This window comes from Pseudomonas sp. MAFF 730105, assembly GCF_055380705.1.
Map to the genome: position 1 here is coordinate 6,093,819 of NZ_AP018438.1, position 17,217 is coordinate 6,111,035.

11 protein-coding genes are annotated in these 17,217 nt (G+C 61.1%); 2 read left to right on the plus strand and 9 right to left on the minus strand.

Annotated features, from left to right (window positions below; all coding sequences use genetic code 11):
• Window positions 1-6: 6 nt before the first annotated feature.
• The 3 genes from PCOSP_RS26865 to PCOSP_RS26875 form a co-directional block, all read right to left on the minus strand.
• Window positions 7-1,257 carry a sarcosine oxidase subunit beta family protein gene (locus PCOSP_RS26865; protein WP_024779446.1) on the minus strand — a complete coding sequence of 417 codons (1,251 nt, stop codon included), beginning with the start codon at window positions 1,255-1,257 and terminating at the stop codon, window positions 7-9.
• A 21-nt stretch (window positions 1,258-1,278) separates the two neighbouring features.
• On the minus strand, window positions 1,279-2,532 hold the full coding sequence (glyA, locus tag PCOSP_RS26870) for a serine hydroxymethyltransferase (protein WP_024779447.1): 1,254 nt from the start codon (window positions 2,530-2,532) through the stop codon (window positions 1,279-1,281).
• Between the two features lie 280 nt (window positions 2,533-2,812).
• A complete protein-coding gene (locus tag PCOSP_RS26875; protein WP_464709863.1) occupies window positions 2,813-3,517 on the minus strand; it encodes a TraX family protein in 705 nt (234 codons plus the stop codon).
• A 192-nt stretch (window positions 3,518-3,709) separates the two neighbouring features.
• On the opposite strand from PCOSP_RS26875, the gene PCOSP_RS26880 reads away from it, so the two are divergent.
• A complete protein-coding gene (locus PCOSP_RS26880; RefSeq protein WP_139640710.1) occupies window positions 3,710-4,750 on the plus strand; it encodes a threonine aldolase family protein in 1,041 nt (346 codons plus the stop codon).
• 343 nt (window positions 4,751-5,093) lie between these two features.
• Here PCOSP_RS26880 and gbcB read toward each other — a convergent pair whose 3' ends face one another.
• A complete protein-coding gene (gene gbcB / locus PCOSP_RS26885) occupies window positions 5,094-6,194 on the minus strand; it encodes a glycine-betaine demethylase subunit GbcB (protein ID WP_175362378.1) in 1,101 nt (366 codons plus the stop codon).
• A 283-nt stretch (window positions 6,195-6,477) separates the two neighbouring features.
• Here gbcB and gbcA point away from each other — a divergent pair, with 283 nt between their 5' ends.
• The gene (gene gbcA / locus PCOSP_RS26890) at window positions 6,478-7,773 is read left to right on the plus strand and encodes a glycine-betaine demethylase subunit GbcA (protein ID WP_139640716.1); all 1,296 of its coding nucleotides are present in this window, start codon (window positions 6,478-6,480) and stop codon (window positions 7,771-7,773) included.
• Window positions 7,774-8,014: 241 nt separating this feature from the next.
• Here gbcA and PCOSP_RS26895 read toward each other — a convergent pair whose 3' ends face one another.
• The 5 genes from PCOSP_RS26895 to etfB form a co-directional block, all read right to left on the minus strand.
• On the minus strand, window positions 8,015-9,259 hold the full coding sequence (locus PCOSP_RS26895) for a metallophosphoesterase family protein (RefSeq protein ID WP_464709864.1): 1,245 nt from the start codon (window positions 9,257-9,259) through the stop codon (window positions 8,015-8,017).
• Between the two features lie 27 nt (window positions 9,260-9,286).
• Window positions 9,287-11,155, minus strand: coding sequence for a c-type cytochrome (locus PCOSP_RS26900; RefSeq protein WP_464709865.1), 1,869 nt, complete (start codon window positions 11,153-11,155; stop codon window positions 9,287-9,289).
• A gap of 32 nt (window positions 11,156-11,187) precedes the next feature.
• On the minus strand, window positions 11,188-14,640 hold the full coding sequence (locus PCOSP_RS26905) for a GMC oxidoreductase (protein WP_139640722.1): 3,453 nt from the start codon (window positions 14,638-14,640) through the stop codon (window positions 11,188-11,190).
• A gap of 1,038 nt (window positions 14,641-15,678) precedes the next feature.
• Window positions 15,679-16,245, minus strand: coding sequence for an N-acetyltransferase family protein (locus PCOSP_RS26910; protein WP_464709866.1), 567 nt, complete (start codon window positions 16,243-16,245; stop codon window positions 15,679-15,681).
• 198 nt (window positions 16,246-16,443) lie between these two features.
• Complete coding sequence (gene etfB / locus PCOSP_RS26915) at window positions 16,444-17,214, minus strand: electron transfer flavoprotein subunit beta (protein WP_175362373.1); 771 nt, start codon at window positions 17,212-17,214, stop codon at window positions 16,444-16,446.
• Window positions 17,215-17,217 lie beyond the last annotated feature (3 nt).

Below are 17,217 nucleotides of genomic sequence, written 5' to 3' on the forward strand. Positions count from 1 at the left end.
CTCCTGTTAGTGGGCGACGGCAGCAGCGCCGTGTTCGTCGATCAATGCACCGTTGTGGAAACGGTCGATGGAAAACGGTGCGGCCAGTGGGTGCATTTCACCCTTGGCCAGGCTGGCGGCAAACACGTTGCCCGAGCCCGGAGTGGCCTTGAAGCCACCGGTACCCCAACCGCAGTTGAAGAACATGTTCGGCACCGGCGTCTTGGAGATGATCGGGCAGGCGTCCGGCGTGGTGTCGACGATGCCGCCCCACTGACGGTTCATGCGCACCCGCGAGAGCACCGGGAACATCTCGACGATGGCCTGGATGGTGTGCTCGATCACCGGGTACGAACCGCGCTGGCCGTAGCCGACCCAGCCGTCGATACCGGCACCGATCACCAGGTCGCCCTTGTCGGACTGGCTGATGTAGCCGTGCACGGCGTTGGACATGATCACGCTGTCGATGATCGGCTTGATCGGCTCGGACACCAACGCTTGCAACGGGTGGGATTCGACCGGCAGGCGGAAGCCGGCCAGCTTGGCCATGTGCCCCGAGTTACCGGCGGTCACCACGCCGACGCGCTTGGCGCCGATAAAGCCCTTGTTGGTTTCCACACCGATGCACACGCCGTTTTCCTTGCGGAAACCGATCACTTCGGTCTGCTGGATCAGGTCCACGCCGAGGGCGTCCGCGGCACGGGCAAAGCCCCAGGCCACGGCATCGTGACGGGCCACGCCGCCGCGACGCTGAACGGTAGCGCCCAATACCGGGTAGCGGGTGTTCTTCGAGCAGTCCAGGTACGGAATCTCGTCGGCCACTTGCTTGGCGTTGAGCAGCTCGCCATCTACGCCGTTGAGGCGGTTGGCGTTGACCCGACGCTCGGAGTCACGGATGTCCTGCAGGGTGTGGCACAGGTTGTACACACCGCGCTGGGAGAACATCACGTTGTAGTTCAAGTCCTGGGACAGACCTTCCCAGAGTTTCATCGCGTGTTCGTACAGGTGGGCCGATTCGTCCCACAGGTAGTTGGAGCGCACGATGGTGGTGTTGCGCGCGGTGTTACCACCGCCCAGCCAGCCTTTCTCGACCACGGCCACGTTGGTGATGCCGTGTTCCTTGGCCAGGTAGTAGGCGGTCGCCAGACCATGCCCGCCACCGCCGACGATAACCACGTCGTAGACCTTTTTCGGCGTCGGCGTACGCCACATCCGCTGCCAGTTTTCGTGATGGCTGAGAGAGTGCTTGAAGAGGCCGAAGCCCGAATAGCGTTGCATAGTCATTACTCCAAAACCGACTCAGCGATAAACCGGGAAGTCCGCGCACAGGGCTGCCACTTGCTGGGCGACATTGGCCTCGACATCGGCGTCGCCGAGGTTGTCGAGGATGTCGCAGATCCAGCCGGCCAGCGTCACGCACTGGGAAACCTTGAAGCCGCGCGTGGTCACCGCCGGGGTACCGATGCGCAGGCCCGAAGTCACGAATGGCGACTGCGGATCGTTCGGCACGGCGTTCTTGTTGACGGTGATGTGAGCGCGCCCCAGGGCGGCATCGGCGTCCTTGCCGGTCAAGCCCTGACGGATCAGGCTGACCAGGAACAGGTGGTTATCGGTGCCGCCGGACACTACATCGTAGCCGCGCTTGATGAACACGCCAGCCATGGCCTGGGCGTTTTCGATCACTTGCTGCTGGTAGGCCTTGAAGCCAGGCTCCAGCGCTTCCTTGAAGCACACCGCCTTACCGGCGATCACGTGCATCAGCGGGCCGCCCTGGGCGCCCGGGAATACCGCGGCGTTGAGCTTCTTCTCGATCTCTTCGTTGGACTTGGCCAGGATCAGGCCGCCACGCGGACCACGCAGGGTCTTGTGGGTGGTGGTGGTGACCACGTCGGCGTAAGGCAGTGGGTTCGGGTACAGACCGGCGGCAACCAGGCCAGCGACGTGAGCCATGTCGACGAACAGCAGAGCACCGACCTTGTCGGCGATCTGGCGGAAGCGTGGGAAGTCCAGGGTCTTGGAATAGGCCGAGAAACCGGCAACGATCATTTTCGGCTTGTGCTCGACCGCCAGGCGCTCGACTTCGTCGTAGTCGATCAAGCCGGTGGTGGTGTCGATGCCGTACTGCACGGCGTTGTAGAGCTTGCCCGAGGACGACACTTTGGCGCCATGGGTCAGGTGACCGCCGTGGGCCAGGCTCATGCCCAGGATAGTGTCGCCGGCTTGCAGCAGGGCCAGGTACACGGCGCTGTTGGCCGAGGAACCGGAGTGCGGCTGGACGTTGGCGTAATCGGCGCCGAACAGTTGCTTGGCGCGTTCGATGGCCAGGGCTTCGACCTTGTCGACGTGCTCGCAGCCACCGTAGTAGCGCTTGCCTGGATAGCCTTCGGCGTATTTGTTGGTCAGGCCGCTGCCCTGGGCCTGCATGACACGCTTGCTGGTGTAGTTCTCTGACGCGATCAGTTCGATGTGATCTTCCTGGCGTTGCTCTTCGGCGTTCATCGCCGCCAGCAGTGCATCATCGTAACCTTGGATCTGGTCTTGCTTGCTGAACATCGCGTCTCTCCCAGCGGCGTCGGTACGCCTTTTTGTCTTGGTGAGGCACCGCCCGTTCGACAGTGCCCTTTGGATGCGATGGTATGGCTGGCGCAGGCAGGTCAAATGCCTATGGACGCCACGCAAAGGCGCGTTTACGACATGCACTTGCAGAGTTGAAGGTGTGGATAGAACAAAGCTGTGGGAGCAAGGCTTGCCCGCGATGAAAACAACGCGGTCGCTCGGCTAACCAGGCACCTGGTCGCGGGCAAGCCTTGCTCCCACAACTGTTCCACGGGCGTTACTGGATGACCTGGCGAACCGCGAGCAATACCAGGAAGTGTCCGGGATACAAGGCATACGCCCAACGCCGCATCGCCGGCGGATGAAAACGACCCGCCCGTCGCAAAAGCAACAGCCCGAGTCCTGGCGCAAACAGGCAAGCCAGCATGCCCCACACCGCCACCCCACTCCCCAGCCATGCGGCGCCATAAAGCACCCGCCACTGATTGGCCGCCAGGCACACCAGCCCTGGTAACCATGCGAAGTACCAGGGCCGACGAAACACCACCAACATCGCCAAGGGCAGCAGCACGCCGAAGAAACCGAACATCAGGTGTGAAGCGCACAGTGCCGCCAGCAGCAATGCCCCCAACGCCAGGCACCGGGCCTCCCATTGCGATGCCTGCCAACCACGCGCCACCAACAGCCCCAGGATCAGTGTCGGCAATACATTCAACGTAGAGGGGTCGGGGATGAACAATCGATAAGGTATTTCACTGATCGCGCTGAACAGTAACAGCCAGCCCAGATAACGCCACGGCATGAAACCGGCCCCGTTCCGCGCCAGGTTCGCCGCCATCGCCAGGCAGAACCCGGGAAACGCCAGGCGTCCCGGCACGTAGAGCCAATCGGCGGAAAAACCGACATATCGCAGATGATCGAGCACCATCGCCAACAAAGCCAGCCACTTGAGCATGTCCAACGCCCCGTCGCGCCGACTCATGTAAAGGGCGATCCACTGAAGTTGAGATTTCCTGACAGAAACATCCGGTGTGTTCCCTCGCTAATCTTGGGTAAAGTGCGCACCAACATCGACCACGGCGCCGTTGATCAAACACGCCGAACCATGAAGCTCCCCACCCGGGAATTTCTGCCAGGGATCTTTACCCAGGACCTCTACTTCAGGAGCAAGGCCATGACCGACAAGAGTCAACAGTTCGCCAGCGACAACTATTCCGGCATTTGCCCCGAAGCCTGGGCGGCCATGGAAGAAGCCAACCAGGGCCACCAGCGCGCCTACGGCGACGACGAATGGACCCACCGGGCGGCCGACGATTTCCGCGCCCTGTTCGAAACCGACTGCGAAGTGTTCTTCGCGTTCAACGGCACCGCGGCCAACTCCCTGGCACTGTCCTCGTTGTGCCAGAGTTACCACAGCGTGATCTGCTCGGAAACCGCCCACGTCGAAACCGACGAATGCGGCGCACCGGAGTTCTTTTCCAACGGCTCCAAACTGCTGGTGGCTCGCACTGAAAACGGCAAGCTGACGCCTGACTCGATCCGCGAAATCGCCCTCAAGCGCCAGGACATCCACTACCCCAAGCCCCGGGTCGTGACCCTGACCCAGGCGACGGAAGTCGGTAGCGTCTATACACCGGACGAAATCCGCGCCATCAGCACCACCTGCAAGGAACTGGGGCTGAACCTGCACATGGACGGCGCGCGCTTTTCCAATGCCTGCGCCTTCCTCGGCTGCTCACCGGCAGACCTGACCTGGAAGGTGGGCGTGGACGTGTTGTGCTTCGGCGGCACGAAAAACGGCATGGCGGTGGGTGAAGCCATTCTGTTCTTCAACCACGACCTGGCGGTGGACTTCGACTATCGCTGCAAACAGGCCGGGCAACTGGCATCGAAAATGCGCTTCCTCTCCGCCCCCTGGGTCGGCCTCCTGCAAAACGACGCCTGGCTCAAGCATGCCCGCCATGCCAACCACTGCGCCCAACTGCTGGCGCAACTGGTGAGCGATATCCCTGGCGTGGAACTGATGTTCCCGGTCCAGGCCAACGGCGTGTTCCTGCAACTCTCGGAACCCGCCATCGCTGCCCTCACCGCCCGCGGCTGGCGCTTCTACACCTTCATCGGCAAGGGCGGCGCACGGTTCATGTGCTCGTGGGATACCGAAGAGGCGCGGGTAAGGGAATTGGCGGCGGATATTCGGGAAGTGATGAGCGCCTAAAGCCAGGCGCCCGGGCTACTGATCGTTCCCACGCAGAACGAGGGAACGATCAGCAGGAAGGCTGTCGACATCACACCGATCGTTCCCACGCTCTGCGTGGGAACGCCTCCACGGACGCTCCGCGTTCGGCGCCTGAAAAACGAACTGCTCTCACCTGCCACGCACTCTTTTCGCCTATCAACATTGGCGGTATTCCAATGCGCAATTACGCGGGATGGAAGGCTTGATCGGATTCAACGACGGTAGCGTGCAGACGACCGGGGAGCTGGGACGCGGAGCGTCCCTGGCGGCATTCCCACGCAGAGCGTGGGAACGATCAGCAGGAAGACCTGGATGTTCCGGATCAGAACTCGATCCGCACATCTCCCTTCGGCACGCTGCAGCACGACAGGATGTAGCCTTCGGCTTCGTCGTCCTCGGTGATCCCGCCGTTGTGGTCCATCTCCACTTCCCCACCCAGCTTCAACACCTTGCAGGTGCCGCAGATGCCCATGCCGCAGGCCTTGGGGATCATCATGCCGAGCTTGGCGGCGGCGGCGTGGACGGTTTCGCCCGGTGCCACGCGGATGCTCTTGCCGGAGGAGGTGAATTCCACCAGGTGCAGGTCCGCCGCATCGACCTCAGGGGCGTCGGCGGCTTGCTCAGCCTGTTCCACCGCGTCGGCACGGGCTTCCGGTGGCGTGGCGCCGAAGGACTCCTCGTGGTAACGCTTCATGTCGAAGCCGGCGGCTTCCAGCAGGCGCTTGACCGCGTTCATGTACGGCGTCGGGCCGCAGCAGAACACTTCGCGCTCCATGAAGTCTGGCGCCATCAGCTCCAGCATCTTGTGGTTCAGGTAGCCGCGATAGCCGGCCCAGGGTTCGCCCAGGCCATGTTTTTCACAGATCAGGTGCAGGCTGAAGTTGTCGATCCGCGACGCCATGTGCTCCAGCTCGCGGTGATAGATGATGTCTTTGGGCGAACGGGCGCTGTGGATGAACACCATGTCGACGTTGCCGTTGGTATCGTAGTACCAGCGCGCCATGGACATGACCGGGGTGATGCCGACGCCGCCGCTGAGGTAGAGCACCTTCGGGCTGGAGAAGTCGATGGCATTGAACAGCCCTACCGGCCCGTGCACCGCCAGTTCCTGACCTTCGTGCAGGGTGTCGTGCAGCCAATTGGAGACCTTGCCCCCTGGCACACGCTTGATGGTCACCGAAAAGCTGTAGGGAACCGACGGCGAGCTGGAAATGGTGTAGGAGCGCATGATCGGCTGGCCATCGATTTCCAGCTCCAGGGTGACGAACTGCCCGGGCTTGAAAAAGAACATGATCGGCTGGTCAGCCATGAAGCAGAATGTGCGCACATCCCAGGTTTCCTGGATGACTTTGACGCAACGTACGATATGTCGGCCATTGGCCCAGGTCTGGGTGGTGACCGGGTTCAGGAAATTATTGGACATGTTGATCTCCACGGCCGACTGCCGGCCTTCATGGTGGCGATTGTGCGCAGGCGCCAGAACGGCCATTTACCTATCTGCGACATTCACATACTTATCGCGACCAGCCCCTAACTACCGGCTCTGGCGCGTCGGGAACAGATTGGGCCATGTCGCCCATGGATAAGGTTCCAGCCTGGCGCGGCCCCACACTCGCCCCAACAGACAAACAACGTTTTCTGCCTTGCGTAGCACAACCGATTAGCCATATTTCGCCGGCCACACAGATGGCCATGAGGATACAACGATGGACGTGACCACAACCCTGAGCCTGGGCGATCCACTGGAACCCGCACGCAAGGCCACCGTGCAGATGCTACAGGAACGCGAGCGTACCTATTCGCTGCCGCAGCCATTCTATAGCGACGAGCGCCTGTTCGACATCGACATGCAGGAGATCTTCCAGAAGGAATGGCTGATCGCCGGCATGACCTGCGAGATACCGACCAAGGGCAACTACCTGACCCTGCAAGTGGGCAAGAACCCGATCATCGTGATCCGTGGCGCCGACGGTGTGGTTCACGCTTTCCACAACGTCTGCCGCCACCGTGGTTCACGCCTGTGCACCAGCGACAAGGGCAAGGTTGCCAAGCTGGTCTGCCATTATCACCAGTGGACCTACGAGCTGGACGGTCGCCTGCTGTTCGCCGGCACCGAAATGGGCGCCGACTTCGACATGAAGGAATACGGCCTCAAGCCTGTGAACGTGAAGACCGCTGGTGGCTACATCTTCATCAGTCTGGCGGAGAACCCACCGGCCATCGATGATTTCCTGTCGACCCTGAGCCATTACATGGAACCCTACGACATGGAAAACACCAAGGTGGCGGTGCAAACCACCTTGATGGAGAAGGCCAACTGGAAACTGGTGCTGGAAAACAACCGCGAGTGCTACCACTGCGGCGGTTCGCACCCGGAACTGCTCAAGACCCTGCTGGAATGGGACGACGTCACCGACCCGCGCGCCGACCAGGCGTTCAAGGACCACGTGGCCGCTTCCGCCGCCGCCTGGGAAGCCGAGAAGATCCCTTACGCCCACGCCAGCTTCGGCCTGCGTAACCGCATCGTGCGCATGCCGCTGCTCAAGGGCACCGTCTCGATGACCATGGACGGCAAGCAGGGCTGCGCCAAGCTGATGGGCCGCATCAAGAACCCGGACCTGGGCTCGATGCGTATCCTGCACCTGCCGCACTCGTGGAACCACTGCATGGGCGACCACATCATCGTGTTCACCGTGTGGCCGATCAGCGCCCAGGAAACCATGGTCACCACCAAGTGGATCGTGCACAAGGACGCGGTCGAAGGCGTGGACTACGACGTGGCGCGCATGCGCGAAGTCTGGGACGCCACCAACGACCAGGACCGTCGCCTGGCCGAAGAAAACCAGCGCGGCATCAACTCCACCGCCTACCAGCCGGGCCCATACTCCAAGACCTATGAGTTCGGCGTGGTTAACTTCGTGGACTGGTACAGCGGCCGCATGCTGAACAACCTGGGCGCCGAGCCTGCACCGTACCTCAAGGGCATCAAGGTCCAGGCCTAAGGCAAAAAGCATCGCGAGCAGGCTCGCTCCCACATTCGATCTTCGGTCCGCCAAAGATCCCCTGTGGGAGCGAGCCTGCTCGCGATAGCGTTGGATCAACTCGCATCAATGTTGTTTGTACCACCGTCTTCGCGGGCAAGCCCGGCTCCCACAGGTCCCGCATCATGCGTAAATATCGCATACACCACAAATTCACTGTGGGAGCGAGCCTGCTCGCGATAGCGGCCTGACTATCAACCTATTACTTCGAAGACCACCGCACCGAGCCATCCTCCCCGTAGAACGTCTCTTCGATGTTCTCGCCCACCAGCCGCACCTTCACATACCCGTTCAGCACCCGCTCCGGATACACCTCATCCCCGGCCAGTTCCGTTTCCGACCACAATATCCGCGCATGCCCATTCAGCTCGCTGGTGGTGCCATAGGGAATCGCCCCATGCCCGGCGCAACGCGCGTGCAACCCGCCTTGGGTGGCGTAGCAGATGCCGTTGTGCAGATGGCCCCAGTACCAATAGTCCGGCTCACGCCCCAGCGCATCGCACACCGGTTGGTATAGCGCGGTCTTGTTGTGCCCGGAAATATCGAATCCCTGGTGGTGACTGAGCACCATCAGCTTCTTGCGCTTGGGCAGGCTTTTCATCCATTCGATCTGCTGGCTGTTGAGCGTGCCGTCCATGTACAGGTTCATGGCGTCCGAGGCGTAGGCGCTGTCGAGGCCGACCACCAGCCAGTCGTCGTTGTACAAGGCGAAGTAACTGGTGCCCTGCTGTCCCGGAAAACGCTTGGCCAGCTCCTTGAAATAACCATGGGCGCCGCTGTACATCTCGTGGTTGGAATTGAGAGTGAACGAGCCATGCTTGCCCTGGGGCCAGCCGACCATGTCGACGTCTTCCTGGGAATGTGAACCGGCGTAGTAGACATCCCCCAGGTGAATGGTGAAATCAGCCTGGGCCAGTTGCATCTGATTGGCCACCGCCACCGCCGGGGCGTGGCTGTCGAACGGTCCGGTGCCCCAGTCGCCAGCGATGGCCAGCACCACGTCGCTGTCCATTTTCACCAGTGCCGGCGTGGTGCCGAACGTCGCGTGGTGGCGCAGGTTCTCGATCCACTTGAGCAGCGCCTCGCTCCACAACAGGTCCAGCAGTTCCCATTTGCGACAGCCCAACAAAGTGCCGTCCTTGAGCACCCGTGTCGGCAATTCGTCTTCGCTTTGCGGCAACGGCGTGGCGTTGCCGATCTTCAGGATCGACAGGCCGTGGGACAGCTCCCACGGCACGGCCGGTTCGTCGTCCGGCAGGTCGCCATGTTCGATCGTGTACCGAGCCTGGTCGTGGCCCCGTTGCAACAGCTTGACGATGGCCTCGAACTCCTCGGGCTCCAGATCGTTGACGAGCTTTTTCCAGGACATTTCCAGCCGCGTGACCAACCCATGCAGGCGGACCTTGACCTTGTCGAACTCATGTTCCCAATGATGCAGTAATGACATGTGGACGCTCCTTCGCAGTGCCCTGGACTACAGGGTCTTCATGAATTCGATCAGGGCCCGTTTGTCGGTGTCCGACAGTTGCGTGCCATACAGATGACCGCCGTTGTGGTTGCCTTCCAGGCGGGTGTCGTATTTGAAATCCGCCGACGCCTTCATCTGCGCGCCGCTGGTGATAAAGCCGACCTTCTGCGGGTCGTAGATATCGGAGCCGGTGTAGAACACTTGCGGACGCTGCTCCGGCGGCAGCAACAGGTCCCACAAGGTCGGCACCGAGCCGTTGTGCAGGTACGGCGCACGCAACCAGACGCCGTCGGTGGGGGTGTTGCTGTAGCTTTGGGTCTTGCGGTAAGCGTTAAAATCGAATGGCGGCTTCTTGAAGCCGTGGAACGCCGTCACCAACCCGGTGGTGAAGGAATTCAGGCGATGGGGATCGGTGCCCAACTGGTCGATGTTGGTGGTGACCTGACCCGTGTCGGTACGACCGAAGTCGTGGCAACCGGCACAGTTCTTCTCCCAGATCGGTTTGCCCTGGGCCACCTTCGCCTGATCCAGGGCGAACGGCCAGGCCGGCGCCTTGTGCCCCAGCAACCAGTTGGTCACCCGGTTGAAGCTGGGCGGCAGCACCGACTCCGGCGTCGCGCCCACGGCCATGGCGGCGGCGTAGTTGCGCTCGTGAATGTTGTTGTTATTGCCGTCCCAGTGCAGATACATCGACTCGCGAGGCTTCTGGTTCCAGACCTGCGGCAGATCCACAGTGCCGATGGTCGAGTCGTCCGGGAAGCCGAACACCACCATTTTGGTCGGGTTGAAGGTGTCGGTCCGCCCGGGGCCCTGAGCCGGGCGCAGTTTCTGCCAGGCGTAGGCCTGCTTCTGCTTGAGCAGCGCGCTCTTGGCCATCGGGATGATCAGGTAGCGGTTGTACAGCTTCTCGAAAAAGCCCAGTTGGAACTTGCCGTTGATCGCGGCCATGATCGCATCGGGGGTGAATTTCGGGTCGCTGGCACAATCGTAGGCAAACCACTGGAAGGCTTGCAGTTGCAAGGTATTGGCCGGCGCGGTGGCGACCGGAACCGCTACGTCGGTGGCGTTGGCCCGGTATGAGCCGGTATGGCACAGGGCGCAGTTCGGCTCCACGGTGGGGTAGCCCAGTTGTCGCTTGGCCATGCCGATGGGCAGGTCCTTACCGTTTTCATAAAGGAAACCGAACACTTCGTAGCCACCCGGCTTGGGCATCTTTTCCGGGCACATCTGCGGCAGCACGGCGAACAGGTAGTAGGGAATCCGCGCCTCGATACCGAGGCCGATGGCCGCGTACTTGTAGTGGTCTTCGTCGGAAGCGAAGTCCGGTTGCGGGACTTCGCGGATCATCTGGTACCAGGTCTGGTAACCGATGAAGCCCAGCACCAGTACCACGACCAGCACACCGGTCCTGAAGCGCGGACTGTGCCAGTGCCGCGTCCAGCCTTCACGCCACTCCCGGCACCCCGTACAGAGCAAGGCCAGCGGGCGATGGGCAACCGGGCTGCCCAGGTACAGCAGCACGCCCAGTATCAGGAACATGCTCAGGTCACCCACCAGCATTGGAACGAACAACGAGCCCTGGTTGTTGGTGTTGATCAGGTAGATCCAGAACGCCACCGCCACCAGCCGCGAGAGCACGCACAACCACGAATTCACCACGAAACGCGGCGCATTGAACCCCGAGGGCATGTAGAACAGGCTGATCCCCACCAGCAACATGCCGGTGTTTTCCAGCCAGGGATCGGACAGCACAGGGGGCAGGCCGAGCATGGACGTCAACAATGCCGGCGCGAACAGCGCCGGAATCGCGAAGAACATGTTCATGACAATCCCGACCCAGATGATGCGTTGGTACCAGCGGATGTAAGTGTTCATGGCATTTCCCCAGAGCGTGGGAACGATCCCGGCTAGCCGAGCGCGGTCTTCTCCAAGTGCTGGAGGATGATTGGATACACGTCCATCACCGCATCCTTGCCGAAGATGCAGTCGATATGACCGTAGCCCGGTACCTCGTGGCGGCTGAACAGTTGCGGACCATGCATGTCGCACAGCCGCTCATAGGTCTTGAGGGTGCTTTGCGGCAAGTAGCACTGGTTGTCGGCGCCGCTGATGAAGCAGATCGGCAATTTCAACCGATCGAAATGCGGCATGTAGACATCATTGCCCTTGAAGTCCACCAGATGCCCCTTGCGCACGATCAGCGCCAGGTGCTCGAAGGTGTGCATGTTCGATTCGCCGAACAGTTCATGCAGGTTGTCGTGCAGGGTTTCGTTGAGAGTGTCGTGGCGGTACAGCGACGCATACATGAAAGTGATGCGATGGCAGACCGGGTTGGTGCAGTAGCCCTGGGCTTCGATCCGGGCATAGCCGTTCAGCGCTTTGTCATAGAGTTTGTTGAACCAGTTCTCCTTGGTGTCGGCGTAGGCGGTAAGGGACTTGATGCCAATGGCGTCGAGCATGCCCGGCAGGTGCAGGCCAGCCTTCAGGCCGGTGGCAGTGGCGACCACCGTATCGGCGGCAATCTGCGAGCAGACCACCGAGCGCACGCCTTGCAACCCCGCCAGCATCGACATGAAGAAGGTCGTCGCACCGTAGCAATGCACCACGCATTGCACGTCGCGGGCGAGGGTCGCCTGCTGGATCTGTTCGATGGCCGCCTTGAAGTCGTACTGGGCCACCTGGTCGCCGTTCCACTCATGCTTGCTGGCGGGCAGCAGGATGCTCACCCGCAGGTCCAGCAACCAGACGTCGTACTCGTGCTTGCACAGGTACTCCAGCAAGTTGGTGTGAATGGTATCGGTGGAGAAGATGTTCGAGCCCACGCCCAGGCCGTGAACCAGCATTACCGGGCCCTTGCTGCCCGCCTGATAGCGGGTCAAACGCAGTTGGACGTTGTCTTCGGTTTCGAAGAAATGCACGGTCGGCGCCGGTGCGTCCAGCGGCCGCTTGATCCGCGGTGGCGCATCCGGGTTGAAGTAGATATCGCCGGCGAACACCCCACCGTAGCTCTCCCACAGGATGCCGGCAAAGAACTTGCCGAACCGCGCCAGGGCCTCGACCCGCTCGCGTTCATTGCGGGCGTTGAGCACCTTCATGGTGGTCATCTGCTTGGCGAAGTCCGCCGGCAGGATGTGCATCACCCCCGAGCCGAGTACCGCGCCGGTCTTGTCCGGCCCGCGATAGAGGGTGACATAGAGGGTGCTGGTGTCATGCCAGATGTTCAGCACGCCATTGTCCTCGGGCACGGTCTTGAAGGCACTGAAGTAATAATCGCTGCCGTCCTCGGCGGTCAGCTTCATGTCGTAGTTCATGTGCCGCACGCCCACCTGCTCCTGGTATTGCTCGAACAGGTTGAATACGCCGTTACTGGCGACCAGCGGCTGTGGCGAAAGCATGGGAGCATCCAGAGTCCCCACCAGCGTGGCGGCGTGTTCCGGCTCCTTGATCATCCGATTGAGGTCATCGGCGGTGATGGTCAGAGTGAACTCGATGGTCGAGTTGTCGGTTTTTCCGCGTTTGGCTGCCGCTTCGTAAAGCGTGAGATCGGTGCCTTGGGCCTGGGTGAAGGCCGTGGAGAAATAGCCCGTCATGGTTTCGGTGAACTGCACGCCGAGGGTGGGCGCTGCCACCGACTTGCGCGGGGCCGAAGGCAATGTGTAATCGATCAACCAGCCGCGATCCGCCGCCAGCAGCCCCATGTTGCGCTCGCTCACAGCCGAAATGGTCAGCAGTGGGTTTACCGCCAGGGAAGTCGGAATCACCGCACCGTCGGCCACGTACAGGCCGGGATAGACATCCGTGCCGCTGGCGCCACTGAACACCTGGCCCTTGTGGTTGACCACGCCTTGCGTCGCGTCTTCGCCCATCACGCAACCACCCAGAGGGTGGACCGAGACAATGCTGTGCTTGAGCAACTTGGTCCAGATCGGGTTTTCGACCCAGATCCCTCCCAGCGCCTTGGTACTCTGGTGCAGACGCTCATTGCCGAGGGTGACGTTCTCCTGTTCGCCGACACCGGGCCAGTCGATGCGCAACTGGTCCTTGCTGTCGAGCACCATGCGGCCCTTGCCGTTGTCGTGGCTCATGATCAGGTAGGTTTGCATGTTATGCAGCGCGCCGTGATACGGGCCGCGCAAGAAGCTTTCGGCTTCCCGCCCCTTGTATTTGAGGCTGGCGCCGAAGCCGGTGTCGGTGGGCACGCCAATCATTTCGGCGAACGCCGCCATGCTCGGCACCATCGGCCGGCCGAGCGCGCCGGGAATCGAGCCTTCCTCGATGACCATGCGGCTGCGCCAGTCGCCCTCGGTGCGCATGTCGATGACCGAGGTGATGCACGGCCCCACCGGCTCCAGTTCCTTGGCCGAATGGGCACCGAAACCGATGCCGTTGATAGTCTGATCGCAGTTGTGGCCGAACCCGAGGATGTCGCCGTTACCGCTCATGTTCTCGCCCAGTTGACTGGACATCGACAGGCCTTTGTCCCGGGAGCGCAGCATGATCTCGGTGGAACCCAGGGTGCCGGCGGACACCACCACGATGTCGGCCCGCACGAACAGTGTCGGCGCCGAGAACAGTTCGCGGCCGCTGTCCAGGTACTGGAAGTGCACGATCCAACCGTTGCCGTCGCGCTCCAGGTGCCGCACCTCGGCCTGGCAGAAAATTTCCGCGCCGTGGTTCCAGGCATCCGGCAGGTAATTCATCAGCGTGGTGTTCTTGGCCTTGTTGTTACACCCGGAGACGCAGTCGCCACAGCCGTTGCACGGCAATTGTTCGACGCCGACGTGGTTGAGGTTGTTAGGCAGCCTGTCGAACGTGACGTTGATGGGCGGTTTGTAGAAATGCGCGCCTTGCTTGAGGTAATCAGCCGACTTCTTGTGGGCGTCGAGCTTGGGCAGATTCGGCTCCGAGGCCGGGTAAGGGTTGGGCTTGAGCATTTCGCGAGCGCGCTCGTAACCCTCCTTGAGCAGCGTGTCACGGTGTTCACGCACCGCCAACGGCCAGCGTGGATCCTCGAACACGCCGGGCTCCGGCTCCAGCGCGACGTTGGCGTTGATCAGCGAAGTACCACCCAGACCACAGCCCACCACCACGTTCTGTTGAGCATTGACGTGCAGGTCGAACATCCCGGTGCGCGAGCCGATGTGCCCGTCCGGGTCATGCACCTGCAACTCTTCCGTGGCCGCCAGCATGGTGTTGGGGTATTCGCCGGGTTGCATCTCCCGGCCCCGCTCCAGCAGACACACCTTGCGCCCGGCCCGGGACAGCCGTGAAGCGGCAATACCGCCGCCATAACCGGAGCCGATGACGATAACGTCGTAATGCTCCTTGATATCACTGATGGGGGTCGAGATCCGTGTCATGTCCAAGTCCTCTCAGGCAGAAGGGGCAACTCTGCGGTTGCCTGTAAATCCAAGGCGTACAGACGCCTGGCCGCTGTCCCCTGGAGGTACGCGCGGCAGTCAACGGTGTTACGGAGGAAACGAGGTGCGGGGGAACGCTATTGACGCGCACGCTGGTTAGCGGCGCGACGACGAATGCGTCGGGGCAACAACATGGGCGGCGTCGGGGTGCAATTCACCGATGAGGGGAGGTACGCGTGAGGGTGTCGGCTATCCATCCTGTGCTCTCCCTGAACCGGATGTGGATAAAAACGCTGAGTCCTTGTGGTTTGGAGTGAAGACACACGACCGCCACGCGTCAAGGCAGTTCCTTAGAACTGTATGAAATTTGATCTATCGCGTTTCGGACTATGCCCGCCGGGGTCTGGAGCCTTTCGCAAACAAGTTATCCACATGACCACCCACAGTTAATGGGGACAAGTACACCTTGGCAAGACAGTTCTTGGGGATAAAGCCATGAAAAACCGTGGCTTATGCATAAAGAAGGTTTTTCTGTCATATCGGTTATTTTTTGAACAAATGCCTGTAGGCCCTTATCCATAAGGCCTACAGCTGGAAGCGAACACCTTATCCACAGAAGCGCCAACAGTGTTTGGGGGTAATTTTGACGTCTTGTGGAAAAGCGTTGCCAGGCCCTGTAAATAAAGGTTTTTCGAGCAATTTTCCAATCCAGAAGACAAATTGATCATTTAATGATCAACCGAGCGAAAAGCCCGTCTCGCGTGGCTTGCAGAGGATAGCGAACATCTTATCCACAGAGGCACCAACAAGTATTGGGGGCAAAAATGTGGATCAGTCTTTCCTCATTGGTCAAAAAAACCAATAAAAACCGTGGGTTGGACTGATCACTTTTTGAGCGAAGCCTTGGAGGGCTTGATTGGCAAGGGGTATGGCAAGGGACGAACAGGTTATCCACAAGACGGTGTACAGCAATTGTGAGTAACCACCAAACTCCTGTGAAGAAGCCGCTCGTTTCCCACGAGTTCCATCCTGCAGCGGTCAGGGCCGATACATCAGATACGCTTCTCCCGTTACCCGAATCATCGGGTGCGGGACAATCCGACAGGTTTTAACAATGCCAAAGCCATGGCGCTCATAGAAACGCCGGGCGCCGGTGTTCGCAGCGTAGTCGATCAGGCTCAACCCCTTGAGCTTCAATTCAACGGCCCGCTGCTGCGCCAGCTCGAGGAAGCGCACGCCCAACCCCTTGTTACGCCAACCTTCATGCAGCGCCAGGCTCGATATATAGAGCGTATCGGGAATTTCCATATCAGCGTAGGGCGCCAGGACCGGATCCGTGACCGGAGTCGCCAGTGGATCATGACGCATCACATAGCAGTGCATCATCCCGATGACCCGCCCCTCAGCCTCTGCAATGACGCAGTTCTGGTAGGAGAAATCAACATCCTCACGTGCGTAGCGAGCTGCGCCCACCTCCACGAGATCCTGTCCAGGCTCCGCCAGCTGGCTCCAGATGTAATCGGAAGCACCTTCGGAGGAAATCTGGAACAAGCGAGCAATCTCGGGCGTATCCGCGGGTAAAGCCGGACGAAATGCAATGTCCATGAAAGGGGATTCCAATAGCTATCAGACGCCTTTTTTGGCTTATCCACAGAGGCGCACACGGGAGTTGTGGGTAAACCCGAATCCCTTGTGGGAGCGAGCCTGCTCGCGATAGCGGCGTATCCGCGACAACAGTGTCACCTGATACCCAGCCATCGCGAGCAGGCTCGCTCCCACATGGGGTTTTGCGGGGATGTGGGGTTAGCGAACCACCCCTTCCTCCACCAACAGCTTGAGAATCGCCTCGGCACCGGCCTCCGGGCTCAGGCCCTTGAGCACTTGCCCGCCTCCACCGCTGGCCTTGGCCGTGGCGGCTTTCATGCGGTCGGCGCCGCTCTTGGCCTTGATGACTTTCAAGCGCTTGGGGCGTGGTTTGGCCGGCTGCAGGGTCGCCACCGCCAGCAGAGCGTCGTCGATCACTTCCACTTCTTCAGCGTGCAACGCGCCGCGCCGCGCCGGGCCGTAGGCGCTTTGCCGTGGTTTCGGCGCAGCGTTATCCACAGTGGCCAGGAATGGCAGGCGCACTTTCAGGCGCCGACGCTGCCCGCGAGGTAGGGCTTGCAGCACCAGGGCCACGCCATTGTCGAGAGACTCGACCTGGGCCAGGCCCACCACCAGCGGCCAACCGAGGTTTTCCGCCAGCAGGAACGGCAGCATGCCTGAGCCTTCGCCGGTTTCCGCCTGGCTACCGGTCAGCACCACCTGAGCACCGGCGTCGCGCAGATAGTCGGTCAGTGCTGGCAGCGCATCGGCACCCACAGGGTTTTCCAGCACATGCAATTCGTCCAGCCCCATGCCCAGGTAGGCACGCAGGGCCGGCTCGGCCACGTCGCCCGCGTGCAGCACTTGCAGGTCGTTACCGGCCAGTTGCAGGCCCAGCTCCACGGCGCGGGCGTCCTGCTCGGCGCGCCGGGGCCGACCGGAGGTGGGGTGCGCGCCGATGGACACCAGGCTGATCACTTGAGTACTCATGGT